The sequence below is a fragment of the Aeromonas sp. A600620 genome, from assembly GCF_029479985.1.
In the GTDB taxonomy this organism is placed as follows: Bacteria; Pseudomonadota; Gammaproteobacteria; order Enterobacterales; family Aeromonadaceae; genus Aeromonas; species Aeromonas veronii_A.
Genome location: NZ_JAAKXB010000001.1, coordinates 335766 through 362105 on the forward strand (window position 1 = coordinate 335766; position 26340 = coordinate 362105).

General features: G+C 61.6%; 20 protein-coding genes and 1 pseudogene. 7 read left to right on the forward strand and 14 right to left on the reverse strand.

The genetic code is table 11. The features are described from left to right. Positions 1 to 34 precede the first annotated feature (34 nt). Both G5533_RS01435 and G5533_RS01440 read right to left on the reverse strand, forming a co-directional pair. Positions 35 to 2464: an FtsX-like permease family protein gene (locus G5533_RS01435; RefSeq protein ID WP_441254326.1), complete on the reverse strand. Its 2430-nt coding sequence runs from the start codon at positions 2462 to 2464 to the stop codon at positions 35 to 37. Positions 2465 to 2494: 30 nt separating this feature from the next. Continuing rightward, positions 2495 to 3175 carry an ABC transporter ATP-binding protein gene (locus G5533_RS01440; RefSeq protein WP_088869197.1) on the reverse strand — a complete coding sequence of 227 codons (681 nt, stop codon included), beginning with the start codon at positions 3173 to 3175 and terminating at the stop codon, positions 2495 to 2497. A 197-nt stretch (positions 3176 to 3372) separates the two neighbouring features. On the opposite strand from G5533_RS01440, the gene G5533_RS01445 reads away from it, so the two are divergent. Beyond that, a complete protein-coding gene (locus G5533_RS01445) occupies positions 3373 to 3840 on the forward strand; it encodes a DUF4357 domain-containing protein (RefSeq protein WP_158112251.1) in 468 nt (155 codons plus the stop codon). A gap of 107 nt (positions 3841 to 3947) precedes the next feature. After that, positions 3948 to 5372: a sodium:proton antiporter NhaD gene (gene nhaD / locus G5533_RS01450; RefSeq protein ID WP_158112250.1), complete on the forward strand. Its 1425-nt coding sequence runs from the start codon at positions 3948 to 3950 to the stop codon at positions 5370 to 5372. 76 nt (positions 5373 to 5448) lie between these two features. On the opposite strand, the gene G5533_RS01455 is transcribed toward nhaD, so the two are convergent. From G5533_RS01455 to G5533_RS01510, 12 genes and pseudogenes are all read right to left on the reverse strand, one after another. Further along, the gene (locus G5533_RS01455) at positions 5449 to 6660 is read right to left on the reverse strand and encodes a Bcr/CflA family multidrug efflux MFS transporter (RefSeq protein ID WP_227096344.1); all 1212 of its coding nucleotides are present in this window, start codon (positions 6658 to 6660) and stop codon (positions 5449 to 5451) included. Positions 6661 to 6773: 113 nt separating this feature from the next. Next, a complete protein-coding gene (locus G5533_RS01460; protein WP_441254328.1) occupies positions 6774 to 8468 on the reverse strand; it encodes a hypothetical protein in 1695 nt (564 codons plus the stop codon). Between the two features lie 58 nt (positions 8469 to 8526). Further along, positions 8527 to 9855 carry a hypothetical protein gene (locus G5533_RS01465; protein ID WP_441254424.1) on the reverse strand — a complete coding sequence of 443 codons (1329 nt, stop codon included), beginning with the start codon at positions 9853 to 9855 and terminating at the stop codon, positions 8527 to 8529. A gap of 106 nt (positions 9856 to 9961) precedes the next feature. Continuing rightward, positions 9962 to 10522, reverse strand: coding sequence for a hypothetical protein (locus G5533_RS01470; protein ID WP_146061297.1), 561 nt, complete (start codon positions 10520 to 10522; stop codon positions 9962 to 9964). A gap of 34 nt (positions 10523 to 10556) precedes the next feature. After that, a complete protein-coding gene (locus G5533_RS01475; protein WP_270656758.1) occupies positions 10557 to 11981 on the reverse strand; it encodes an NAD(P)/FAD-dependent oxidoreductase in 1425 nt (474 codons plus the stop codon). Positions 11982 to 12083: 102 nt separating this feature from the next. Continuing rightward, a complete protein-coding gene (locus G5533_RS01480; RefSeq protein ID WP_421254792.1) occupies positions 12084 to 12923 on the reverse strand; it encodes an FTR1 family iron permease in 840 nt (279 codons plus the stop codon). Next, entirely contained in the window at positions 12923 to 15913 is a 2991-nt protein-coding gene (locus tag G5533_RS01485) for a YncE family protein (RefSeq protein WP_421254791.1), read from the reverse strand. The genes G5533_RS01480 and G5533_RS01485 overlap by 1 nt, the downstream gene beginning before the upstream one ends. Before the next feature lie 4 nt (positions 15914 to 15917). Further along, on the reverse strand, positions 15918 to 16367 hold the full coding sequence (locus tag G5533_RS01490; RefSeq protein WP_100653541.1) for a hypothetical protein: 450 nt from the start codon (positions 16365 to 16367) through the stop codon (positions 15918 to 15920). Positions 16368 to 16666: 299 nt separating this feature from the next. Next, a complete protein-coding gene (locus G5533_RS01495) occupies positions 16667 to 17143 on the reverse strand; it encodes a DUF2919 domain-containing protein (RefSeq protein ID WP_421172181.1) in 477 nt (158 codons plus the stop codon). 152 nt (positions 17144 to 17295) lie between these two features. Next, positions 17296 to 18243 (reverse strand): magnesium/cobalt transporter CorA, encoded by a 948-nt coding sequence (corA, locus tag G5533_RS01500; RefSeq protein ID WP_266133904.1) that lies wholly within the window; start codon positions 18241 to 18243, stop codon positions 17296 to 17298. Between the two features lie 399 nt (positions 18244 to 18642). Next, positions 18643 to 18723 (reverse strand): annotated as a pseudogene (locus G5533_RS01505) (4Fe-4S dicluster domain-containing protein); the annotation flags it as partial. A 25-nt stretch (positions 18724 to 18748) separates the two neighbouring features. After that, positions 18749 to 20392 (reverse strand): electron transfer flavoprotein-ubiquinone oxidoreductase, encoded by a 1644-nt coding sequence (locus G5533_RS01510; protein WP_441254329.1) that lies wholly within the window; start codon positions 20390 to 20392, stop codon positions 18749 to 18751. 169 nt (positions 20393 to 20561) lie between these two features. On the opposite strand from G5533_RS01510, the gene G5533_RS01515 reads away from it, so the two are divergent. From G5533_RS01515 to aroG, 5 genes are all read left to right on the forward strand, one after another. Beyond that, a complete protein-coding gene (locus G5533_RS01515; RefSeq protein ID WP_069553891.1) occupies positions 20562 to 21314 on the forward strand; it encodes an electron transfer flavoprotein subunit beta/FixA family protein in 753 nt (250 codons plus the stop codon). After that, positions 21311 to 22237 (forward strand): electron transfer flavoprotein subunit alpha/FixB family protein, encoded by a 927-nt coding sequence (locus tag G5533_RS01520; protein WP_441254330.1) that lies wholly within the window; start codon positions 21311 to 21313, stop codon positions 22235 to 22237. The genes G5533_RS01515 and G5533_RS01520 overlap by 4 nt, the downstream gene beginning before the upstream one ends. A 225-nt stretch (positions 22238 to 22462) precedes the next feature. Continuing rightward, on the forward strand, positions 22463 to 23551 hold the full coding sequence (gene serC / locus G5533_RS01525; protein ID WP_441254331.1) for a 3-phosphoserine/phosphohydroxythreonine transaminase: 1089 nt from the start codon (positions 22463 to 22465) through the stop codon (positions 23549 to 23551). A 226-nt stretch (positions 23552 to 23777) separates the two neighbouring features. Further along, positions 23778 to 25061 (forward strand): 3-phosphoshikimate 1-carboxyvinyltransferase, encoded by a 1284-nt coding sequence (gene aroA / locus G5533_RS01530; protein WP_005351267.1) that lies wholly within the window; start codon positions 23778 to 23780, stop codon positions 25059 to 25061. A gap of 220 nt (positions 25062 to 25281) precedes the next feature. Further along, positions 25282 to 26337 (forward strand): 3-deoxy-7-phosphoheptulonate synthase AroG, encoded by a 1056-nt coding sequence (gene aroG, locus G5533_RS01535; RefSeq protein WP_144713523.1) that lies wholly within the window; start codon positions 25282 to 25284, stop codon positions 26335 to 26337. The last annotated feature ends 3 nt before the right edge of the window (positions 26338 to 26340 follow it).

Sequence of the window (26340 nt, forward strand, 5' to 3'; positions counted from 1 at the left end):
AGCCAGCATGCTGGCGTATCTCGCGGTTGTTGGCTCATACCACTCTCCTTGCTGCATACCAGGAGGCCAATGCGCCACAGACCGGTGCCAGCAACAGGGCGGTGACCGCATGAAGGGGGGCGGCCTCGAAGGCGAGGCGCCAGCCAAAGGCGCGTGGGTTGACCACCTCGATCAGCACCCAGGCGAGGCCATACCCCACCGGCATGGCCAGCAGGGCGGTGAGCAGCCCCAATCCCGCTCCTTGCCACACCAGCAGCTGGCGGCAGTGGCGGGGGCTCAAACCCAGACTCTGCAAGGTCTGCAGCTCGCCACGGCGTGCCAGACCCAGCACCATAAAGGCCGAGCCGATCCCGACAAAGGCGATGCCGAGGATCAGCAGTTTCAATAGCTCGGTCACCACAAAGGTCTGGTCAAACACCTTGAGCGCCGCGCTGTGAATGGCGGGGGCGGAGAGCAGATTGAGCTGCTCGCCAAAGCGCTCGCGCAGGCGGTCGGCCAGCTGTTCGGGGTCGTTGCTAAAGAGGGCGAGGGATTGCACCGCTCCCGCCTCGAAGGCGTGCAGGATCTGTCCCTTGTCGCTGCCGTAGTCCTGATAGACGCCAGTGACGGTGAACTGCCTTGGCCCCTGCTCGCCGCTCACCTCAAGGGTCTGTCCCACCTTGACCCCGAGGCGTACCGTCAGTGGTTCGCTTGCCAGCACCTCGTCGGGGCGGGTCGGCCAGCGTCCGGCCAGCAGCGGATAGGCCGCTTTAAGCTGGGGGATAAAGTCCATCTGCGCCCACTCGATGGGCTGCCCCTGCCAGCGGGCAGGATGCACCGAGCGGCGCGAGGCCGCGCTCACCAGCGGATTGGCGAGCAGAGTCTTAAGGGTGGCGTCGCTCAAGGTGCCCTTGTTGCCCGCCACCCCCTTGGGGGCGGTGACATAGAGATCGGCGGCCAGACGCTGGCCGAGCCAGATCTCCACGCTGGAGCGAAAGCTCGACACCATGACCCCGATGCCGATGGCCGCCGCGATGGCCAGCTGCAACGCCATCACCGCGATGGCGGTGCGATCGAGGTGATAGAGGGTCTCGGCCACCCCGAGCCGTGCGGTGAGGGGGCCGCCCGCACGCCGTCGCAACCAGCCAAGCAGGCCGCGCAGGGCATCGGGCAGCCAGAGTGCCATGGCCAGCAGCCAGCCGCCGGCGATAAAGAGGGCGCCGGTCAGACCTGTTTGTGGCAGCCACAGGCAGAGGGCGCACAGCAGCAGGATGGCGATGGCCAGCACGCGCCGTCGCCACGGGTGAGCGGGGGGACGGCTGTTTCCTGCTCGCAGTTCGAGGGGGGATTGGCGCAGCAGTTGCCACCAGCCGGGCAGGTTGGCGGCCAGCGTGCCGAGCAGCCCGATCAACAGTGCCTTGAGCAGGCTCACCGGGGAGAGGCGCAACAGGTCGATGGGGTTGGGCCCATATAGATCGGCCAGCGCCTGGGTCAGTTGCCCCATCAGCGCCAGCGCCAACAGGCTGCCGAGCAGCACCCCGAGCAGGGTACCCACTGTGGTGAGAATAAGCAGCTCCAGGATGAGCCAGCGGAGCACCCGACTCGGCCCCATTCCCAGAATGATCAACTGGGCCAGCTGGGGGCGACGCACGCTCTGCACAAATCGCTGGGCGTTGAACACCAGAAACAATCCCACCGCCATGGCGAGCAATGAGAGCGCCGTCAGGTTAAGGGCCAGTGCATCGCCAAGCTGGCTGGCATCGAGCGCCGGGCTGATGGGCTCAAGCCACAAGGGCTGGTTCGGGTAATCGGTTTGCAGGGTGGCCTGCAGGGTACGAGCCTCGGCGTCGCTTAGCTTGAAGACGATGCGATCGAGCCGACCCGCTTTGCCCAGCAGCGGTTGGGCGAGGCCGATATCGGTGATCAGCAGCCGCTCCATGGGCACGGCGCCCGGTTCAAAGGTGCCCGCCAGCGTCAGGGTCAGGGGGCGGGCGCTGACGTCATCGCTGCCGCTCAGCACAAAACGGCGGCTCTGGCCCGCTTGCCAGCCAAGTCGCGCCGCTTCGGGGGCCGACAGCCAGATGCTGTCGGCTCGGTTTAAGGAGAAGGCGGGTTCGCTTGCGGGTTGGGCGCCAAACAGCTGGCGCAGAGGGCCGGGGTTGAAGAGATCCATTCCCAGCAGTTGAAAGCTGCGCCCCTCTTCATCCTCGAGCCAGCCATGGAGCTGGGGCATGGCATCGAGGGCGGGTTGGCTGGTCACCAGTTGCACATAAAGCTGCTCATCCAGCCCGCCAGCGGGGGCCAGCCGGTAGTTAGCTTCCCCTGCCAGCTGGCTGCGGGCGGCGACAAAATTGGTGCGGGCACTGTGATTGAGCAGCTCGATGGCCACCACCAGCGACACTCCCAATACCAGCCCGGCCAGACTCATCAGCAGCAACCAGGGGTGACTGCGATAGAGGCGCAGCAGCGCTTTGAGTGGCAGCATCAGCGTGCCTCCGACAGACGCAGTTGCTGTTTAGTCATGACGGGGCCCCTTGAGCTCGATAAGTTGACCCCCTTCGAGGCGCAGCACTCTGTCTGCCAGCGCAGCATAGGCGGGGTTGTGGCTCACCAGCAGCAAGCCTGCGCCGGTATCGCGAACCGCCGCCACCATCAGCGCCATCACCTGTTCGGCATTGTGTTCATCTAGGCTGCCGGTGGGTTCGTCGGCGAGCAGCCAACTGGGTTGATGGATAAGGGCGCGGGCCAGCGCCACCCGCTGTCGCTGACCGCCGGAGAGCTGCTCCGGCCAGGCATGGCGCTTGTGGCTCATATCGAGCCGCTGCAGCAACTGGTCAATCCTTGTCTCATCCGGTGGCAGAGCGTTGATGGCCAGAGGCAGGGCCAGATTCTCGGCCACGTTGAGGGTCGGCAGCAGGTTGAAATCCTGATAGACGATACCGAAATGGCGGCCCCGCAGGCGCGCCCGCTCGTCGGGGGATCGGGTGTCGATCCGGGTCTCCCCCAGCCAGATCTCCCCTTCGTCCGGTGCAATCAGCCCGGCGATCAGATTGAGCAGGGTGGACTTGCCGCAGCCGCTTTGGCCCAGCAGCAGGGTGATCTCGCCAGCGGGGAGGGCGAGATCGAGATGGTGGAACAGCGGCAGTCGTTCACTGCCGTTATCGAAGCTCTTGCAGAGGTTGCGCAGGGTCAGCATGGGATAACCGTTTGATGGTCAATGGCTTTCATCATGCTTGGTACGCTAGCACGGCCGGCAATGATCAACACCCCTTACGGTTGATCAAGAGTGCCAGTTAGTGATCAAGGCGGCAAAAGAGCAGTGGATCCTCGCTGGATCCCGCTTGCCCGAGGTGGTTAGAATAGGGGCTTCCATGGGTCACAGGATGAGCAAGGATGTTACATAAGCAAGTCAGTTTTATCATCGATAGCAAGGGCAACAAGCAGGCTGCCGTCGTCCCCATCGAGATCTACAACGAGCTGATGACCCTGCAAAAGGCACTCTCCGACAATCGGCCGGGGGAGCGCGAGCTCTACCACTTCAACGGCAAGGGGGCCGAGGCCCACGGTTATCCGGTGGGCAAGCGGCAAAATCCGGGCTTTATGGTGCTGGCCGGTTCCACCGCCAATGGCGAGGATGCCGCCTCCCTGCGTGAAGCGGTGATCGAGCTGCGTCACGAACTGCTGGAGAAGGGGGTCATAGTGCCCCGCAGTCAGGGTGGCTTTGTCTTTACCTCCGATCAGCTGTTCAACAGCCCGAGTCTGGCCGCCAGTCTGGTGGCGGGCAATAACCGCAGCGGTCTGGATGCCTGGCAAAACAGCGCCGGCTATACCCTCAAGCAGTCGGGTTTCGGCAAGAAATAATCCCGCGTTTCGACAGCAAACCAATTAAGCGTTAATTGACCTGGATGAATTTTTCTTTTCATCCAGGTGCTAGCATGATTGCCAGATGGTTCTAAAAGGAAGAGACCATGTCTGCGCTCACCCCTGTTATTTTGCTGCTGTCCCTGTTTATCCCTCCCGCCCATGCCAGTAGTGGCCCAGTTCTGTTGACATCCTCCTCAATCGGACTTTTTTGTGTCGGATTGTTTGTGTTGGCCTACGCCCTGGTGATGGCTGAAGAGTATCTGCAACTGCGCAAGTCCAAACCCGTGCTGGTGGCCGCCGGGGTGATCTGGATCCTGATCGGTATCGCCTATGCACAACAGGGGATGAGCCCTGTCGCCGAGCAGGCATTTCGCCATACCCTGCTGGAATATGCCGAGCTGATGCTGTTCCTGCTGGTGGCGATGACCTATATCAACGCCATGGAGGATCGGCGGCTGTTCGATGCCCTGCGTGCCTGGCTGGTGCGATCCGGTTTTCACTTGCGCACCCTGTTCTGGTTGACCGGCGGGCTTGCTTTTTGTATCTCGCCAGTGGCAGACAACCTGACCACAGCGCTCTTGATGTGCGCCGTGGTGTTGAAGGTGGCCAACGGGGATCGGCGTTTTGTCAATCTTGCCTGCATCAACATAGTGATCGCCGCCAACGCCGGAGGGGCGTTCAGTCCCTTTGGCGATATCACCACCCTGATGGTGTGGCAGGCGGGCAAGGTGCAATTTGGTCAGTTCTTCACCCTGCTTATTCCCTCTCTGCTCAATTTTCTGGTCCCGGCCATCCTGATGAGCCTGATGGTGCCGCGTCATGTGCCGGAGGCTGATAACGAGGTGGTCGATCTCAAGCGAGGGGCCCGTCGCATCGTCGCGCTGTTCTTGCTGACCATCATCACGGCGGTGCTATGCCACAGTTTCCTCCATTTGCCACCCGTACTGGGCATGATGCTGGGGCTCGGTTATCTGCAGTTTTTCGGCTTCTATTTGCGCAAGTCGCTGCCGCGATCCCTTGCCCGCAAGCGTGCGCTCTATGAACGCAATGGCGATGAGGTGCGGTTACGCAGTCTGGGCTCTGTGGTGCCATTTGATGTGTTCAACAAGGTGGCCAAGGCGGAGTGGGATACCCTGCTCTTCTTCTACGGGGTGGTGATGTGTGTCGGTGGGCTGGGCTTTATGGGGTATCTGGAACTGGTGTCACACTGGCTGTATGCCGGTGGGGAGCCCACCATGGCCAATATCTTCATCGGGGTCTTGTCGGCCATCGTGGATAACATTCCCGTGATGTTTGCCGTGCTGTCGATGAACCCGGACATGGCGCTGGGGCAGTGGCTGCTGGTGACCCTGACCGCCGGAGTGGGCGGCAGCCTGCTCTCCATCGGCTCTGCGGCCGGGGTGGCCCTGATGGGGCAGGCCCACGGCATGTATACCTTCTTTGGCCACCTGAAGTGGCTGCCTGCTATCTTGCTCGGTTATCTGGTGAGCATAGGGGCGCACCTCTGGCTCAACAGTGCCCAGTTCTGAACGTCTTGGCGCCAGTACGAAAAGAGGCTTCCGTTGACGGAAGCCTCTTTCGTTTTCCTGACAGGGGGGAGGGGGATCAATCGCCTCGCTTGCCGGTTAGCAGCCAGTAACTCAGGGTGGAACCCACGCCGCAGCAGGCGATGGCGATGGCCATGGGCAGTGGCGAGTGGGGCGGATTGAGGTTGACCAGAATGCCGACCAGGGCGCCGATGCCAAAGCGCAGGGTGCCCGCCAGTGCCGAGGCGGTGCCCGCAGATTGCGGGAAGTGGCCCATCAGGCCGGTCATGGCGTTGGCGCCCACCAGACTGATATGGCCGACAAACAGTACCACCGGAATGACGATGCCCCACAGGCCGCCGGTCTGGCTCCAGGCGTTGTAGACCAGCAGGGCGCCCGCGCAGGGTAGCACCAGCAGACCGTATTGCAGCATCCGCTCGGCGCCCACCCCTTTCACCAGTCGGCTGTTGACGAAGGTGACCACCATCATCAGCAGAATATTGAGGCCAAACAGCCAGCCGTAGTGCTCGGTCGGCACCTTGAAATACTCTATATAGACATAAGGGGAGCCACTTAAGAAGGCGAACATGCCGGAGCTTGAGAGGGATCCGCACAGCACATAACCCATGGCACCGCGATGGGAGAGCACACCCCAGTAGTTCTTGAGGATCTGGCCGATCTTGAGCGGCTGACGGTGCTCGGGTTTCAGGGTCTCCTCAATTTTCCACTGCATCACCAGACAGATCAGCAGGCTGATCCCCACCAGCAGCCAGAAGATCACCCGCCAGTCGGCGTGGGCACTGATATAGCCGCCCACCACAGGGGCTACCAGCGGCGCCAGGGTCATCACCAGAATGACGAACGACATGGCGCGAGAAAACGCATCCTTCTCGAACAGATCGCGCAGCAGGGCATTGACCACCACAGAACCCGCCGCACCGCCTGCCGCTTGCAACATCCGATAGGCCAGCAATTCGGGCAGGGAGTCCGCCATGGCACAGCCCACCGAGGCGATGGCAAACATGATGAGCCCCGCCAGGATCACCGGCTTGCGGCCATAGCTGTCGGCCAGCGGGCCGTAGAAGAGCTGGCCGATGGCAAAGCCGCCCAGAAAGGCGCTGATGGTGAGCTGGGCGCCGTCGATGCTGGTGGCCAGATCCCGGGCGATGGCCGGAATGGCGGGCAGATACATATCCACCGCCAGCGGGGTCAGACCCGCCAGAGCGCCGAGCAGGATAAACAGGAAACGGGGAGAGAGGGCGGCAGCCTGAGCTGTTGGCGATTGGGGCATAGGGTATCCGCTGGTGAACCTTGGTTGAAAAAGGGAGAAGGGCGAGTCTATCAGGTTTGCCCCCGCTCGGCATGACGTTCCTGCCCCCTCAAAAGGGGGAGGTGCCCGGCCATTCAGGCACCTTGGGGTGCACGCTTGCGGTCATGGGGGCGCACTGCGCGGATCACTCCCCCCAGCCAGAGCAGCCAGGCCAGCGACGAGATGGCGTACCCGAGCCGCTCCGGCCAGCGGGCGGTGAGGGTAAAGGTGAGGCTGTGTTGTCCGGCGGGCACCCAGACCTGTACCAGCCCGTTGCCGGTGCTGCTGACGCTAAGGGGCAGATGCTGGTCGAGCCTTGCCTGCCAGCCCGGGTAATCAAACTGGTGAAGGATCAGTTTGGCGGGCGCCGGGGCATCCACCGTCAATTCGATATGACGCGGCTGCCAGCGCTGGATCTGCCAGTTCACCCCCTGATGGTCGCTGGTGATGGCGGGCTGGAATTCCTCTTTCCAGGCAAGCAGGGTGGGGGCAAACATGCCGCGTGGCACCTGCTTTGGCCGGTATTCGCGGGCGCTGCGCTTGCTGTCGAACTCCCCGTCGAGCTGACTCTTTACGGGAGCCTGGGTGAGCGGCGCCTCGCGTACATAGAGTCCCTGCGAGAGCAGGGTGAGGGCAAGCAGTAGCCACCAGACCCACTGCCACGGGCGATAGGTGGGGGTACCCAGTGCCACCACGGCGACGGTAGCGATGACCAGCAGCAGATTTAGGCGCCAGGGAAATTGCACCAGTTGCAACGGAGTGAGCAGGCGCCACAGGGGCTCGCTTGTTGGCAGCATCATCAGAAAGCTCAGGGTGCCAATGACCCCCCAGAGCAGCAACTCGGGATGGCGCGGCTCGCGGGCGGCAGCCCAAGCTACCAGCAGCAGAGCCAGGGTGAGCAGCGTCAGCCAGGCGAGATGGCCGCGAAAGCGCCAGTCATCACGGCTTTGGGGCAAACGATCGAGAAAGTTGCGCTGAAATTCGAACATGCCGGTGCGCATCTGCTCCATGGAGATCCCCCCCTGATCCAGCAGAGCGGGCAGCAGCAACAGGCTGGCCATCGCCAACCCCCAGAGCTGGCCCAGCAGGGTGCCAATGAGCGGGGAGGCGGTGACAGGGACACTGACAAGCGCTGTGCTCCCCTTGTAGCGCCAGACCAGTAGCAGGCTGCGCAGGGTGAGCAAGCCCAGAATGAGCAGGGTGCTTGGTAGATGGGAAAGCGTCAGCATGGAGACGGCCAGTGCGAGCTGCAGTAGTGCAAAGGGGGCGCCGCGGCAGAGGCGATCCTGCGCCAGCAGAGCCAGCGGCGCCCAGACGAAGGCCCAGCTCTCCGCCAGGGCAAAGCGGGCGTAGATATCGATGGCCAGATGATAGGGCAGCGCCATATAGAGCAGACTGGCCGCCAGCGCCCGTCCGTGGCCGGCAAAGGGACGCAACCAGAGATAGGCAAACAGGCCGGAGAGCCAGAGTGCCACGCTGCTGCTCCAGAGCAGCGGCGTCATCGCCTCGTGGGCCAGTGGGGTGGGGCCGGCGAACAGTGCGCTCACATAGTAGGGCAGGGGGGGATAGAAGAAAAAGACCGGGCTGCCGAAGGCGCCGTTCATCTCCATCAACCAGCGCGGATAGAGCTCACCTTGCCACAGTTGCACGGCAAAGAAGTGACCGGAGAGCAGGTGGTGAAACAGATCATGGCCCTGACTGCCGCCGCGCAGCCAGAATGGTAGCAACAGGAGGGCACAGGCCCCGGTCAGCACCGACAAAACCCACAGCCACTCTCTGGTTACACGCATAAGGAGACTCGTCTGTTATGGATGCGCTGTGAGTGTACCCGAGTTGTTCCCCTCTTTTTTAGTTGCCTTGGCGGATTTTTGTGCTCTTTATATGTTTCTTGTCACTTTCCCCATGGGTTGTCTGCCGCGAGGGAATGGCGAGCCAGAGTCCGGGCTCGGCGGCAAAGCGTGGGGCAAACCAGTGCTGGCGCACCGCGCTGGGCATTTCGTTCGCGGCGATGGGGCGGCGACTGAGGCGGCAGGCTCCCTGAGAGAGTGCCAGCGCCGCATCCCCCTTGTACCAGCCATCGGTGACGGCCAAGGCTGTGGTCTCCCGCAGCAGCCGCACGCCCCACTGGGTCACCAGCGCTGGGCAGCTTTTCTCTGCGAGCCTTGCTGCCTGCACCATGGCGGGCGGATGGGGCAGGGTGCAGGTCGCGCCGAGCAGCAGCAATCCGGCGACCGCGACCACCCACTCGCCACGACGTGGCAGCCAGCCTGCCAGCAGAACTATGCCAAGCAGTGTAATGGGCGCCAGATGGCGGGGATTGTCGGGATTCTGGCCAAACAGGGTCCAGAGCAGCAGGGCGAGCCAGTAGAGCGTCCAGAGCGGGGGGAGGGCGGCAGGGTGGTTTTTTGATCTTTGCCAAAGCGGCAGTACCAGCAGCGCCCCAACAGCCAAGGGCCAAAGCGGGGTGAGCTGATCGTTGAAGGTGCGCGCCCAGCTGAGCAGCCGATCGCCGTGGGCCGCTGCCGTGTTGCCCCACAGGGTAAAGTGGCCATCGGTAAAGCGCCGCCCCTCGCTGAAGTAGGCCCAGCCATCGGCCTGCCAGACAAAGAGCAGGCTGATAAGCCCCACCAGCACGATGGGGAGAACAAACCTGACGCGCGTGCCCTGCTGCGCCAGCCCGAGCCACAGGGGCAGCAGCGCCAGCACAAAATAGGAGGGGCGCAGTGCCAGCATAAGTCCCAGTAACAGACCCGCCAGCGCAATTCTGCGCTGTTGCAAGGCCAGCAGTGCCCCGAGCCAGGCGGCGAGCGCGGGCCCATCCGAAAGGCCGGAGAGCGCCAGCGTCGGGGTGAGCGGCAGTGCCAGTACCAGCAGCCAGAGCGGCGCCAGCAGGCTTGGCCGTTGCCACAGCCTGACCGCCAGCAAGGCGGCGAGCGGCGCCAGTAAACCGCTGCCCAAGAGGCTTGCCCACTGCACCGCGCGGGCCGGATCGTCCACCGCCAGATTGATCAGCCGCGCCAGCCAGATAAAGGCGGGGTAGCCCGGAAAGTGGGGTGAGAACTCCAGCACGCTAAAGCGCGTCACCCCGTGGGCGAAATTGAGGGCATCGTCGGAATCGAGCGCCACCGGGAAGGCCAGCAGCCAGCCGAGCCAGACCAGTTGCAGCAGGATCAGCAAGTAGGGTCGATTAGCGAAGCGTAATCGGCCGTGGTGACGCCCCCCTTCTCCCCTTGCGGGAGAGGGGCCGGGGATGAGGGGGGCCGTCGGCATCAATGAGAGGTCATCAAAGCGGCGCCAGCACGGCCATCAGCGCTTTTTCTGCATCGCTAAAGGCGGCGGCGTCGGCGGGCTTGGCGCCCACCCCGAATACCCCCGGGTTACCGATGGCATCGAGCACCTTGGCCAACGCCTGTTCGGCCGCCTTGCGATCCCCTTCACTGAGGGAGGGGAGGATCAAGTCGAGGAAGCGCTTGCTCTTGACCACCAGCACCTTGGCGGTCTGGTAGTCGCCAAGATTCTGGCTGGCCCCTTCGAGGCGGCGCTCGATCTCCGCCTTGTAGGCGCGGTTGAGCAGGGCCGCGGTAGCCGCGGCGTCTTTGGCCTTGATGGCGGCGGCCAGCGGTGCTTGCAATTCCACCTTGTGGTGCTGTTCCAGATAGGTCAGCTCCTCGGCAATCTCGCTCAAGGTAGCGCTGGCATCCTTGCCGTCAGTGGCGGCGCCCAGCAGCGCTTCGCGGGCGTCGATCAGTGGCTCCTTGCCGGCGGCGGCGTAGGAGTAAGCCTGCGCCTGCCCGCTCAGGGTCAGCAGCAGGGTGAGGGCGAGTAAACCCGGGCGGATGGTCATCCTGTTCTCCTTACTTATGCCAATGGCGCGGCACTCAGGCCACGCTCTGGGTTTCGATCACGGTATTTTCGTTGCGATGGTTAAAGATGGCGTGACGTCTGTCCACCCCGTCGATCACCATGTCGGCGGCCATCATACCCATCTCCATGGCGGTGTCGGTGAAGATGTAGCGGAATGTCCCCTGACGGCCGGTCATGATGAGGTTTGTGATGGGCATCAGCGCCTTGATGGCTTCGTTGCGGCGCGCCTGATAGCCGAGATCCATCAGCGGATAGGCGTATTCGCTACGCGCTTCAAAAGTTTCATCGCCAAGCTTGGCGGTATCGACGCCGAGGCTCGCGAGATCAGCGGTAACCCGACCGCGCAGATCAGAGAGCGGCGCCTGCCAGGTGGCATCCCCCGGATTGCAGGGGATCTCCAGCATCACCGAGGTCTGGCCCTGGGGCGCCATAAAGGGGCTGCGGCGGCGCGGCTCCTGCAGGCGGGTGGCCAGAATATGGGGGTCGGAGAGGTACTGCCAGGTGTTGTCCGACAGGTTCTCCTGTTTCAACGGCATATTGACGAAGCGAAGCGACCGGTAGTGCAGATCGCACGGTAAGCCCAGATGCTGGCAGGTGAGCGGCAGCGGCAGGGTGGAGATCACCTGATCAAAGCGCTCGCTCTGCTCAATGTCATCTTGTTTCCAATACACCCGCTCGATGCGGTCATCAGCCTGCTCAAGGCGGGTGATGGTTGCGCCGGTTTTGAGCTCAACGCCCTCTGCCACCAGCCGCTCCCCCAGAGTGGTGAAGATCTGGCCGAAGCCATATTTGGGGTAGCGGTATTTGCGGGCATAGGTGCGCACCGAGATACTGCCGTTGCGTCTTGGCAGCAGGCGGCGCGCCACGTCTTTCAAATCGATGAGGCTGATGCGCTGACCGGCCCAGTCGGCGGAGAGCTTGTCCGGGTTGATACCCCACAGCTTGCCGGTGTAGCCCTCGAAGAACTGGCGATAGAGGGTGCGGCCGAAGTGACTCTGGATCCACTCGGCAAAGCTCGCCTTGGCAAAATCATCCGGCTTCTTGCTAAAGGGCAACAGCAGCAAGTCTTTTACCGCCCCGGCCATCAGGGCGAGCGGCGCCGTCTTGAGCAGGTTGGGCAGGTTCAATGGGTAGTCATAGGTGCGCCCGCCAAAGCGGATAACGCTCTTGCGCTCGGCGTGGAGCAGGTCGTCCCCCATCAGCTCGTCGATAAAGGCGAGCAGCTCGGGGTTCTTGGTGATAAAGCGGTGCCCGCCGTAGTCGAAGCGATACTCGCCGTCGCGCCCCTTGAAGGTCTGGGTGGCGCACATGCCGCCGACCACCGGCTCCTGCTCGAACAGGGTGACTGCAAAACCGGCGCAGCGCAGGCGCCAGGCCGCCATCAAACCGGCGGGGCCAGCGCCCAGCACTGCAATGCTTTTCTTGTTGTTATCGCTCATGACCTATTCCAAAACTACTTGATAGATCAGGAAACCGCGCCAAGGCGCGGCCCCCGAATAGTGTTGTTACCCCGTGGCCTTGTTGCCACAGGGCGTGTTGGCTCAGCCCTTGCCAGTCGCGGCACTTACCTGCGGGTGATAGCTGCGCTGCCAGAGGGTAACGAAGATCGCCAGATAGAGGGCCCAGGTCAGCAGCTGCAAGCCAGCGGGTGAGGCATTGTAGCCAAACAGGGCGCGCAGGAAGGTACCAAATACCCCCTGATCGTCGAGAATGTGGCTGATGTCGAACACCGGCGTGGTCCAGAAGGTGATGATATCTGCCGCCTGCAACATGTTGACGGCGGACGAGAGCAAGCCTGCGGCGATGATGATGATAAGCAGGCCCGTCCAGCGGAAGAAGGGAGCCAGCGCCACCTTGCGGGTGGAGCGCAGCAGCCCCCACACCAGCGCGATGGAGACCAGCAGCCCCGCCAGCGCGCCAATCATGCCGGATTGCAGATCCACCCCTTGCCCCGAATAGAGCAGGGCGGAGAAGAAGAGCACGGTTTCAAACCCTTCGCGCATCACCGCCAGAAAGGCGAGCAGCACCAGCCCAAACAGGTTGCCGCCATCGATGGCCGCATCGATGCGCGCCGTCATGGCCCCTACCTGGGATTTGGCCTGCTTTTGCATCCAGATCGCCATATAGGTGAGCACCAGAGTGGCAAACATCAGGATCCCCGCCATCAACAGGTGGTTGTAGCGCTCGCTCTCGAACTGGCTCACCACCACCTGGAACAGGAAGGCGACCACAAGGGAGGCGATAAGGCCGAGCCCCACCCCCAGATAGATGAACTTGTTGTAGCGGCTCGCCCCCAGCTTGGCGAGGTAGGAGAGGCAGATGCCGACCAGCAGGAAGGCTTCCAGCCCCTCGCGCAGGGTAATGAGAAAACTTGCAAACATCAGGATTGAGGCTCCGTAGCGGGCGTGACGGGGAGAGGCTGCAGGGTAAGTTGCAACCGATTTAGCTGCACTATGGGTGGCTCCGGCAAGCTGGGCTCGGCGGCGCGCACCGCATCATTGACCCACTTGGGGTAGGTGCGGAAATTGAGTTTGATATCGGCCTTGAAGGGCCCTTGGGCATCTGCGGGTAGCGGCCAGGCTTCATCCCGCCAGCCATCGGCCGGAATGCGGGTATCTTCCAAGAGCTTGGCGTAGCGCCAGAACTTGAGCCCCACCGGCTTGCCCTCGGCATCGCCGAATACTTTTCTGAACAGCCGCGCATCTTCAGGGACGGCGCCATCCACCGGCTGGCCGCTGGCAAGCACCACCTTGCCGGTGGCGTCGGTGACGGTCAGCTCCAGCCAGAGTTCACGAAAATCGGCCACCCCGGTGGGCAGGGCATGGCCTGCGCCGGTATTGGCGACCCGCACCACCAACTGCTGGCTATCGGCAGCCTGTTCGATACGGGCGGAGAGGGTCGCGCTGGAGCGCAGCAGCGCCAGACTCTCCAGCTCGAGTTCAGGGTTGCGCAGCCCCACCAGCTGGTGCTGGGCGCCGGTGAAGTTGTGGCGATAGAGCCGCGCCTTCATGGTGCCGTTTTCGGTGGACTGGCCCGCCACCGGCGCGCCGCCATTGCCCGGTTCGGGGTTCATATGGCAGTCGATGCAGGTGCGTCGTTTGGCGGGATCCTCGGCCTTGGCGAAGCTGGATTGTTCCCACTCGTCCCAGGTGTTGACGATGTTGGCACCAGTGCCCGGAGCAAACTCGTTGTGGCACGACTTGCACAGGGCCGCATCGCGGTAGAAATCCTTTTGATAGGAGGCTTTGTGGGCCGCCGGACGGGCGTTGATCTGCCGCTCAGCCAGCCAGTGTTGGAGGCTACCACCCGCGGCATCCTCGAACACATAGCTCTCGCGGTCTTTCAAATTCACGGTAAAGGCGCTGTTGCCGCCCGCATCTTCCACTTTGGTGATGCGATGACAGAGCACACAGCCGGTCCCTTCCTCCACCACAGGTTCGCCCGCCTTGTGGGCGGCAATCAGCGAGGCGCCGCCCTGCTCGAACATGTGGGAGCCCTTGGGCAGATCCAGCTGGCCGGTCATCACCTGCTGGGGCATGTGGCAGCCCTGACACCACTGGCCAAACGCTTCGCCCTCGGTTTCACGGGCCAGCGCCTGCACCACCTTGTAGTAGGGATGGGAGTTGCCCATCAACCGGTGGTTGCTCTCGCTCCAATCCTGGAACGCCTGTTGGTGGCAGTTCTGGCAGGAGGCAGAGTTGAGCCACTCCTTCGGGTGGGTAGTCGGCGCCTTGGCGGGATCCGTGCGCGGAGCATCGAGCCTGAGCCAGTTGGCCAGATAGGGGAGGTTGCCATCGGCGGTGACGAAGGCGTGCAAGTCCTCCATCATCGCCTTCACTTCCGGTTGGGGCTTCGCGGGGTCAACTGCCTCGGCCCCATCGCGGGTGTCATGGCCCATGCCGCCCTGGGTCTGCTGGGTCATGCGCAGGTATTCGCCGACAAAATCCCCCGCCACCATGTTGGTGAGGTTGGCGTGGCCGTTGATGGCGTTGTCGCCGCTCTTCTGGCGATGAGCCGCCATCAGATAGCGGTTGGTGAAGTTGAACCCGTCCAGATGACAGGAGTTGCAGCTCATCCAGTTGTCCCCCGCCATGGGGAAGCGTGAGTTGGACGCTGTGTTACCAAGGTTGAACAGCCGCTCGCCGTGCTGAAGCGGCTCGGGGCGCGGATCCGTCTCTACCAGCTTGGCGAAGTGGGGCACATCGACGGTGACCCGGGCAAACGGGCCGCTGCCGCCGCTATTGAGGAGTGTGAGATCCTGTCCCATGGCGTTGTGCACCAGAATATGGTCACCGTCGATCAGCAGATCCCGCGGATTCTGGCCCGGCAGGTGACGCAAGAGCTGGGTCGCCTTGGCGCCCCCCTGAAACTTCTTGCGGCGGTGGCGGTTGTTGTTGGACTTGCCGCTGCGGGAGAGGTCAAACACCAGCAGATCTTCCGAGCCCGCCAGGGTCAGATAGACCCGCTTGCCATCGGCGGCAAATCGGGCTGCAAACGGGTTGGAGACGATCTGGCTGCGGTTGCCGACGCTTGGCAGGTTGATCTGCAAAAAGAGCTGTTTTCTTTCATCGACCCGCTCTTTCTCCTCATCGAGATCAATGATGGAGACCGCTGGGAAGACGGTGCTCTGAAACTGGAAGGGGTGGCTGAAGCTCCACAGTACGTGAGGCAGCCAGGCCTCGCTGCCATCGGGGGAGAGGGCGATGCCATCGAGCAGGCGCGGCAAGCCTTGAGAGTCGCTCGGCGTGTCGCTATGGGTCTCGGCCAGGGTAATGAGCTTGGGCTTGGGAAGCGAAGCTCCCTTGGCGCCGTGGCCGAGCTTGGCGAGATCATAGATGGCGAGCTGGCCGGTCATGGCGTGGGTGAGCAGCAGGCGATCGTCGTCGGTCAGGGCCAGCCCACGGGGAGTCTCGGCGGTTTCTGCATCCAGCTGGAGGTTGCCGGCGGTGTCGTAGGCCTGCAGACGAGCGGATTCGAACAGGGTGACCCAGAACCACTGCCGCTTGACATCGAAGATGACCCCATAGGGGCGGTGGCCGGTGGGGATCGTCTTTTCCAGATCGAGATCATCATCCAGCAGCAGCAGGCGATCGCCGCTGTAGTCGGTGACCAGCAGGGTGCCGTCATCGGCGCGGGCAAGCTGGCGCAGATCGCCCCCCAGCGGCACCTCTTTGAGCCGCTTGCCGCTATCGCGCTCAAGCAGGGTGACCGATCCTGTGCTCAGGTTGGCGGTGACGAGGCGCGGGGCGCTCCCTTCCTCATAGGCGATCATCCCGGCACCCATCTGCTGGGCAAACGCGAAGGGGCTGGTCAGCAGCAGGACGAGTGCCAGCAGGGGTGACAAATATGCAGAGAACGATGACTTCAACATGGGATCAGGATCGCCATTTCAAGATGGTCCAGCGCCAGGCGTGGCGCAGCACCAGAGGAGTTAACGCCAACGCGCTCAGCCAGTGGGCCCAGCTGGCGAGGTTGCCCGTGGCATCGCCCGGAGTGCCGTGCAGCACCAGCAGCAGGCCGCTGGCCAGACAGATCAGCAGCAGGGCTTCAATAATCCGCCCCGTGGTGCGTAAAAAGGGTTTGTTGCTGCGGTTCAACAAGCTGCGATGGGAGAGCCAGAAGGCGCCAAACAGCAGGGGGAACAGGGTGAGCGAGAGCATCACATGGAAAAACAGATTCCAGCGTGCCAGCGACCAGAGCGGGGTCAGCGGTTCCCACAGCAGCAGGCCTGAGAAGAACATCAGATAGAGGGTGCCCTCGGCGGCCTGATGGTGGTAGGCCAGCCACTGCCAGAATTGTCGGGGTGAGAGAGAAAGGCTTGTCATAAAGGCTCCAGCACCCGGGCGGGGCAGCCCGGGGGGAGCAAGTTTATAACGCAGTAAGAGTAATGAAAAGTGTTATCAATTCCATTGATAATGAATCAAGCCTGAATGAACGGGGTGACCTAACACGACGATTGATAATTCCTTATCCGCTTGGCCGCCACCTATGGGGCGAGAGTGCGGGCGCAGCCGCTCCTCGACAGCGGGGCAGCTTGCGGCTCGGGGTTATGGCCGCGCGTCGGGCATTCAACTCACCAAGAGGCTTTTTATATTTATTTCAATTGATTGCAGCTAAAACTTGGCTAGATTTTCGACTTCTGATGAGGATCATCAGCAGCATATTCCCGTAGCTGGCGACTGCGCAGCAGATACCAGAGTGACCAGAGGCTGGCGACCAGCACCAGTGCGGTAGGCCAGCTGAATGACCACTTCTGCAGATTGAGGCTGTGCAACTGCATCAGCAGGCCGCTGACGGCAGAGCAGAGCAGCAGCAACGGGCTGTGGCGCCGGAGTCTGGCGCGAATGCTCTGGGTCTGCTGATAGGTGCCCCCGCAGGCGAGCAACGCCAGCATGGCGGGTACGTCGGTCAGCAGGCTGATGTAGAGGCTGATCCTGTCGGGATAAAAGAGGGTCAGGATTTCACTGCCGCTCTCGCGGGTCACTCCCGCCATCAGAAAGAGCCAGACCGAGCGGGTCAGCAACAGGGCGATGGGCCAGAACCAGAGGGGAGGGCGCAACTGTCCGTGATCGTCATATCGATGTTCGGGGTAGAGGGTCATGGTTGCCCGATATCCATTCATAGAGTGCAAGTGATGCAAGGGATATGGGGCGAAGGCGAGCCCTTTGCAAGGCGCGGGAGAGAGCGGGAATTAATCGGGGGGCCATGCCCCCCAATCCGTTTCTTCAGATATCGCAGCGCGCGTCGGCGGCGTTACAGCCACCCCTTGCGCTTGAAGAAGAGCCCGGTGCCCAGCGAGGACATCACCATCAGCACCAGCGAGAGGGGATAGCCATACTCCCAGGCGAGTTCAGGCATGCGGCCGAAGTTCATGCCGTAGATACTGGCGATCAGGGTCGGCGGCAGGAAGATCACGGCGGCAACCGAGAAGATCTTGATCACCTTGTTCTGCTCCAGATTGGTCACCCCCATGGAGGCCTCCAGCTGGAAGTTGATCTTGTCGAACAGGAACTGGGTGTGAGGCAGTAGTGACTCCACGTCGTGCAGCATCTCGTCGATCCACTTGTTCTGCTCCAGGCTCATGCGCTGGCGCAGGCTGCGTTTGAGGAAACGCAGGGCGCGGCGGGTATCGTGCAGGGAGAGACGGATCTGGCCGTTGGCCTCTTCCTGTGCCAACAGCTCCTTGAGCATAGGGTTGATCTGATCCGGCTCGAAGATCTGATCGGCGGTGTTTTCCAACGTCTTGTAACCATCTTCGATAAGATCGGAGAGGTACTCCACCTTGAGGTTTTGTACCTCCAGCAGGATATCGAGGGCATCCTCCACCTCCAGCCGATCCTGGCGCATATAGTGGCGCAGCAGGCGCACCAGCCCGATGTCATCTTCACGAATGCTGATCAGCAGGTTGTTGCGCAGGGTAAAGGAGACGTGGACACCCTTGGTGTCACGACCGATCCGCTGGGGAAACAGGGAGTGAATGTGCAGACCATCGGTATCCCAGTAGAAACGGGCGGATGCTTCGATGTCGTCGAGCTCCTCCTTGTCGGGAACCTCTTCCAGGAACAGGCCCGTCAACCATTCTCGCTCTGCCGTGTCCGGCTTGTAGGCATCCAGCCAGACCGTGTTGTCAGGTACTATGTCGTCAGGCCCGAGCGTGACTATGTCCAGCACCTTGTTATTGAGAATGTAGGCGGTGATCATCTGTCCCCCCTTAAAAAGTCATGGGTAATCAGGGATGGTTGCACAGGTCATGCGGCCTTAGATCGCTGAAGAAGGCGATCCCGTGGATAAGCAGATCGGGCCGATGGAAAACCTGAATGCGGCGAACTATACAGGGGTGGGCCCCGCTTGTCAGGGGCTATTCATCAGGGATTCAGCTTGTTTGTCCAAAAAAACAGCGAGGTCGGATCACCTTAGCAGCCATGCGGTGTAGAACCAGCCTTTGGCGGGGGGAGGGATGGCTGGGGCTGCTTGTTGCCGCTACCCCGCTTCATCAGATATTGGGATAGTTGGGCCCGGAGCCCCCTGTGGCGGTATCCAGACGATGTTTTGGGGCTGAGTATCTTTGATGTCACCGCATCTTGGCATTGCCGTATTCCATCACATATTGGGATAGTTGGGCCCGGATCCTCCTTGTGGCGGTGTCCAGACGATGTTTTGGGACTGAGTATCTTTGATGTCACCGTATCTTGGCATCGCCGTTCCATCACATATTCGGATAATTGGGCCCGGAGCCCCCCTGTGGCGGCGTCCAGATAATGTTTTGACTGGGGTCCTTGATATCGCAGGTTTTGCAGTGGATGCAGTTGGCGGCGTTGATCTGCAGTTTGGCCGCGCCTGCCATTTCCAGCACTTCAAACACCCCGGCCGGGCAGTAGCGTTGGGCGGGTTCGGCCCAGGTGGGCAGATTGACCTCGACCGGAATGCGCTCGTCCTGCAGCTTGAGGTGGCAAGGCTGATCCTCGTCGTGACTGGTGTTGGCCAGATACACAGACGAGAGCTTGTCAAAGCTCAGTCTGCCATCGGGTTTGGGATAATGGATGGGCTCGCAGCGGCTGGCCACGCGCAGCTGACGGTAGTCGTGAGCCTTATCGAGCAGCTTGAAAGGCGAGCTTGCGCCAAACAGCCGTTGCTCCAGCCAGTTGAAGGCACCGCCCAACCAAGGACCATAGCGATGAAGCGCCGCGCCGAAGTTGCGCGCCGCCTTGAGTTCGCGGGCCAGCCAGCTCTGGTGCAGCTCGTCACCATACTGGGCCAGATCCCAGCCCCCTTCATCGCCCCCCCGTAGAGCCATCGCGACGGTTTTTGCCGCCAGCATCCCCGATTTCATGGCAGTGTGGATCCCCTTGATGCGGGAAAAGTCGAGGGTGCCCGCATCGCAGCCGATCAGCAGGCCGCCCGGGAAGTGCATGCGGGGCAGGGCGTGCCAGCCCCCCTTGGTGATGGCGCGGGCGCCATAGCTGATGCGCTCCCCATCTTGCAACACGCCAGCGATAAGCGGGTGATGCTTGAGGCGCTGGAATTCGTCAAACGGGCTGAGCCAGGGATTCTGGTAGTTGAGATCGACAATCAGCCCGACTGCCACCTGATCCCCCTCCATGTGATAGAGATAGAAGCCACCGTGGCTATTGCCGCCCCCCTGCTTGCCAAGGGGCCAGCCACTACCGTGCAGCACCTGTCCCGCTTTGCCTTGGCCAGCAGGCAGTTGCCACAGCTCCTTGAAGCCGATGGCATAGTGCTGGGGCTGGGCAGGGCTTGCCAGGTTGAAATCGGCGATCAGCTGCTTGCCGAGATGGCCGCGGGCCCCCTCGGCAAAGAGGGTGTAGCGGCCGAGCAGCGCCATGCCGGGCACATGATCTGCTTTCGGATTGCCCGCCCGATCCAGCCCCAGATCGCCGGTGATCACCCCCTTGACCCGGCCCGCTTCCATGATAAGTTCGCTGGCGGTAAATCCCGGGTATATTTCGACTCCCAGTTTTTCCGCCTGTTGGCCAAGCCAGCGGCAGAGATTGCCCAGACTGACCACATGGCAACCCTCATTGTGCATCCGGGGTGGCACCGCCCAGGCGGGGAGTTGCAGGGAACGTTGCTCGCTTTGCAGCAGATGAACCTGATCGTCGCTGACCGGTACGCCGAGCGGCGCTTGCTGCCAGCAATCCGGCAGCAGCTCTTGCAAGGCGACGGGATCAAACAGGGCGCCGGAGAGCAGATGGGCGCCAATTTCCGCCCCTTTCTCCAGCAGACAGACAGAGAGAGTGGCATCCTGCTGTTTCAGGGCGATGGCTGCACTGAGCCCCGCCGGACCGCCGCCGACGATGACGACATCAAATTCCATTGCTTCCCGTTCCATCTTGCCTCTGCGCTCTGGTTGGCCTAGGGTAATGCTGGTAGTTTACGTAAACGTAAAGCAGTTGTAAGCAAAACTGAGCAAGAAAAAGCAAAAAATCAGGGAAGGGCGTACTGCAACAAACGCAGAGGCACACTAATGAATTCAATCCAAAGAGACGAGGCATGACCCCATGAAGCTGCTGGTCGCGATCAAACGGGTAGTCGACTACAACGTCAAGATCCGGGTGAAGGGAGACGGCTCCGACGTGGAGCTGGCCAATGTGAAGATGGGGATCAACCCCTTTTGTGAAATTGCGGTGGAGGAGGGGGTCAGGCTGCGGGAAGCCGGGGTTGCCAGCGAACTGGTGGTGGTGACCTTTGGCCCTGACGCTGCCGCCGAGCAACTGCGCCATGGGCTGGCGCTGGGGGCGGATCGGGCGCTGCATTATGTCACCGATGAGACGCTCACCCCGCTGACTGTCGCCCGCGCCTTGCACAAGGTGTGTGAGCAGGAGCAGCCGGATCTGGTGCTGCTCGGCAAGCAGTCCATCGATTCAGATAACAATCAGGTGGCCCAGATGCTGGCAGCCCTCAATGATTGGCCGCTGGCGACCTGCGCGTCCGCCCTTAAGGTGGAAGCGGGAGAGCTGCTGGTGACTCGTGAAATCGACGGTGGCCTCGAGACCCTGGGCATGCCGTTACCTGCGGTGGTGAGCGCCGATCTGCGTTTGAATGAACCGCGCTTTGCTTCGTTGCCCAACATCATGAAGGCCAAGCGCAAGCCGCTTGATAGCGCCCCCTTCTCGACACTCGCCGTTGAGGTGGCCAATCAGACCCGCTTGCTCGGGGTGATGGCGCCGCCAGCCCGCAGCGCCGGGATCAAGGTGGGCTCGGTGGACGAGCTGGTGGACAAACTCAAACACGAAGCGAAGGTGCTGCCATGAGCGTGCTGATCATTGCCGAACATCATCAGGGCCATCTGGCCGACAACGTGGCACAACTGGTCACCGCCGCCGGATCCATCGGCGGTCAGGTTGACCTGCTGTTGCTGGGTCAGGGGCTGACCGAGGCGGGTGAACAGGCGGCTGCCCTTGGCGGTGTCGACAAGGTGTTGCTTGCCGAACATCCCCGCTTGGCCGACGGGCTGCTGGATGGGGTGGACAAGCTGCTGTCCAGCTGGTGCGAAGGTTACAGCCACTGCCTGATGGCGGCGAGCGCCATGGGCAAGGCGCTGCTGCCACAAGTAGCGGCTCGGCTCGGGGTGGAGATGCTCTCCGAGGTGACGGCTATCGAGAGTAACGACACCTTCCTGCGCCCCATCTATGCGGGCAATGCCATTGCCAGAGTGGCAAGCTCGGCGCCCGTCAAAGTGATGACGGTACGGGCCACCGCGTTTGCCAAGGCGGCGACAGGCGGGCAGGCTCTCATCGAACGCTTGGCCGTGCCCGAATTCGCTGGCCGTACCCGGCTGGTCGAGCGCCGCGCGGTGTGCTCCAGCAGGCCCGAACTGACCGCCGCCCGGGTGGTGGTCTCCGGTGGCCGGGCACTGGGCTCCAAGGCGCAGTTTGCTTTGATAGAAGCGCTGGCCGACAAGCTGGGCGGTGCTGTGGGGGCATCGCGAGCCGCCGTTGATGCGGGATATGTCGCCAACGATCTGCAGGTGGGGCAGACCGGCAAGGTGGTGGCACCCGAACTCTATATCGCGGTCGGCATTTCGGGGGCCATTCAGCATCTGGCGGGGATGAAGGAGTCGAAGGTGATCGTGGCCATCAACAAGGACAGTGAAGCCCCCATCTTTCAGGTGGCTGACTATGGGCTGGTGGGGGATCTATTCACTCTGCTGCCGGAGCTCACCGCCAAACTGTAAATTTGTCAGAAATGGCTGGGCTGTGGTCGTTTATGCGCTCTGCCCGCCATTTCTGCGCATGTTCCCTGCAAGCCCTGACCCGTTCAGGGCTTTTTCTACTGCAAGGGGGACGCAGAGTGACGGTAAAAGGTTGAGCCAGCTCCCAAAAAGCCTTTGATCCGCTGGCTGCTCTTGTGTAAAACCTGACAAGTCATCGATTACTCTCATCCACTCACGGAAAGCGTCATGAGCAAACAGATTTACAACTTCTGCGCCGGCCCCGCCATGCTGCCGGTTGAAGTCATGGAGCGCGCCCAGCGCGAATTTTGTAATTTTCAGGGGCTGGGAGCCTCGGTCATGGAGCTTTCCCATCGCGGCAAGCCCTACATGGCGGTTGCCGAGAAGGCCGAAGTGGATCTGCGCGAACTGCTGGCGGTGCCGGACAACTACAAGGTGCTCTTCATGCACGGTGGCGGCCGCGGTCAGTTCTCCGCCGTACCCATGAACCTGCTGGGCGGCGCCAACAAGAAAGCGGACTTCCTGCTGACTGGCGTCTGGTCCCAGAGCGCTGTGGATGAAGCCAAAAAGTATGGCGATATCCAGACCTTCCAGGGGGTTGCCAAGAACGAGCAGGGGATCTCCCACCTGCTGCCGACCCCGGCGTTTCGCGCCGATGCGGCCTATATTCACTACTGCCCGAACGAAACCATTGACGGCATCGAGATGTTCGACATTCCGGCCACTGGCGAGGTGCCGCTGGTGGCGGATCTCTCCTCCACCATTCTCTCCCGTCCTCTCGACGTGAGCCGCTTTGGCATCATCTATGCCGGTGCCCAGAAAAATATCGGGCCGTCCGGGCTTGCCATTGCCATCGTGCGCGATGATCTGCTGGATCAGGCGAGAGCCGATGTCCCCTCGATTTTCGACTACAAGCTCACTGCCAAGAACGACTCCATGTTCAACACGCCGCCCACCTACGCCTGGTATCTGGCCGGTCTGGTGTTCGAGTGGCTCAAGGAACAGGGTGGCCTCGAGGCGATGGAAGCGCGCAATAAGGAGAAGGCAGACTTCCTCTATGACTATCTCGATCAGTCGAGCTTCTACGGCAATCAGGTGGATGTCAGCTGCCGTTCGCGCATGAACATCCCGTTCCAGCTGAAAAATGCCGAGCTGGACAAGCAGTTCCTGGCAGAATCGGAAGCGGCCGGCCTGCTGGCCCTCAAAGGACACCGCATTGTCGGTGGCATGCGTGCCAGCATCTACAACGCTATGCCGCTGGAGGGTGTTAAGGCCCTGGTGAGCTTTATGGATGGCTTTGCCAAGCGTCACGGCTGAGAAGAGAGCTCCACCTGTTTGCTGGTGGCCTCTCGTGACATCTCGTGAGCCGCTTCCAGCTATTGCAGTGATTCAAGACGCCGGGGATACCCCGGCGTCTTTTTTTCAACAGAACCAGCGCGCTGGCGTTTGCCGTGTGATTTCCGCTGAAAGTGCCCTTGCCGAGCGGGACGCAGGCTGTTAACGTCCGGACAGGCGTTTATTTTTGAGATAGCACAGGAAGTCTATGAATTCGTTGCGTTTGGAACCCATTTCTCGTGTGGCCGGAGAGGTCAATCTGCCCGGCTCCAAGAGTGTCTCTAACCGTGCGCTGCTGCTGGCGGCGCTGGCTCGTGGCACCACCCGTCTGACCAACCTGCTCGACAGCGATGACATTCGTCATATGCTGGCTGCGCTGACCCAGCTCGGGGTCAAGTACAAGCTCTCCGCCGACAAGACCGAGTGTACCGTGCAGGGTCTGGGCCGCAGCTTTGCGGTAAAAGAGCCGGTCAATCTGTTCCTTGGCAACGCCGGTACCGCCATGCGACCGCTGTGCGCCGCGCTGTGCTTGGGCTCCGGTGAATATACTCTGGGCGGCGAGCCGCGCATGGAAGAGCGTCCCATCGGCCATCTGGTGGATGCCCTGCGTGAAGCGGGTGCCCATATCCAGTACCTGAAACACGATGGTTATCCGCCGCTGGTTGTGGACGCCAAGGGGCTGTGGGGCGGCGATGTGCACGTCGACGGCTCCGTCTCCAGCCAGTTCCTGACCGCGTTTTTGATGGCAGCCCCAATGGCGGCGGGCGATACCCGGATCCACATCAAGGGGGAGCTGGTCTCCAAGCCCTACATCGACATCACTCTGCACATCATGAAGCAGTTTGGGGTGGTCATCGAGCACGACAACTACAAGCTCTTCTACATCAAGGGCAACCAGACCTACATCAGTCCGGGTGATTTTCTGGTGGAAGGAGATGCCTCCAGCGCCTCCTACTTCCTCGCGGCGGGCGCCATCAAGGGCAAGGTGCGGGTCACCGGTATCGGCAAGCACAGCATTCAGGGTGATATCCACTTCGCCGATGTGCTGGAGAAGATGGGCGCGCGCATCACCTGGGGCGATGATTTTATCGAGGCGGAGCAGGCGCCGCTGCACGGAGTGGATATGGACATGAACCATATTCCCGATGCGGCCATGACCATCGCCGTTGCCGCGCTGTTTGCCGAGGGGCCGACCTCCATTCGCAATATCTACAACTGGCGGGTGAAGGAGACCGATCGTCTGCACGCCATGGCGACCGAGCTGCGCAAGCTGGGCGTCGAAGTGGAGGAGGGGCATGACTTTATCACCGTGACCCCGCCGACCCAGCTCAAGCATGCCGAGATCGATACCTACAACGATCACCGTATCGCCATGTGCTTCTCGCTGGTGGCGCTGTCGGATACCCCGGTCACCATCAATGATCCCAAGTGCACCTCGAAGACCTTCCCGGATTACTTCGACAAGCTGGCCAGTATCAGCCAGCGTGGCTGATCACTGACAAACCCGTCATCACCGACGCTTCGGGCCCGCGCTGAGCGGGCCTTTTTGCCTTCCTCACCAGCATCGTCATTTCTCCTAGCATCATTTCAATAACTTGCAAGATTGCCATATAAAATAGTTTTGTGATTGCTGTAATTTCCTATTTACACATGCCCTGTCGCGGGCTATGTTGAGATTTCCTAATCGCAGTCATCTAGCAGGAAGCCTTGTCATGCAGCATCAAACCGACGACGTTCGTATCAGTGAAATCAAAGAGTTATTACCTCCGGTTGCGGTGCTTGAGAAGTTTCCGGCTACCGAGGTGGCCTCGTCCACCGTTTTTGAATCCCGTCAGGCCATTCACAATATCCTGGCTGGCGAAGATGATCGTCTGCTGGTGGTGATTGGTCCTTGCTCCATCCATGATCCGGTTGCCGCGCTGGAGTACGGCAAGCGCCTCAAGGCGTTGCGCGACGAGCTGAAAGGTCAGCTGGAGATCGTGATGCGGGTCTACTTCGAAAAACCGCGCACCACAGTGGGCTGGAAGGGGCTGATCAACGATCCGTACCTCGATAACAGCTGCAAGATCAACGACGGTCTGCGCATTGGTCGCAAGCTGTTGCTGGATCTCAACGACATGGGGCTGCCGACTGCCTCCGAGTTCCTTGACATGATCACCCCGCAATATGTGGCGGATCTGATGAGCTGGGGCGCGATCGGTGCCCGTACTACCGAATCCCAGGTACACCGCGAGCTGGCCTCCGGTCTCTCCTGTCCGGTGGGCTTCAAGAACGGCACTGACGGCACCATCAAGGTTGCCATCGATGCCATCGGTGCCGCCAGTGCGCCGCACCACTTCCTGTCGGTCACCAAATACGGTCACTCCGCCATCGTGGCGACCCGCGGCAACCCGGACTGTCACATCATTCTGCGTGGTGGTCGTGAGCCGAACTACAGCGCCGCCCACGTGGACGAGGTGGTGAAGGGGCTGGAGAAGGCCGGTCTGCCCCAGAAGGTGATGATCGACTTTAGTCATGCCAACAGCAGCAAGCAGTTCAAGAACCAGATGCTGGTGGCCGAGGATGTGGCCGGCCAACTGCGTGCCGGCAGCAAGGCGGTGTTTGGTGTGATGGTGGAGAGCCATCTGGTGGAAGGCCGTCAGGATCTGGTGGAAGGGTGTGAACTCACCGTCGGCCAGAGCATCACCGATGCCTGCATCGGTTGGGCCGATACCGAAGTGCTGCTGCGCAACCTGGCGGATGCCGTTGCAACCCGTAACGCCCGCTAAAGA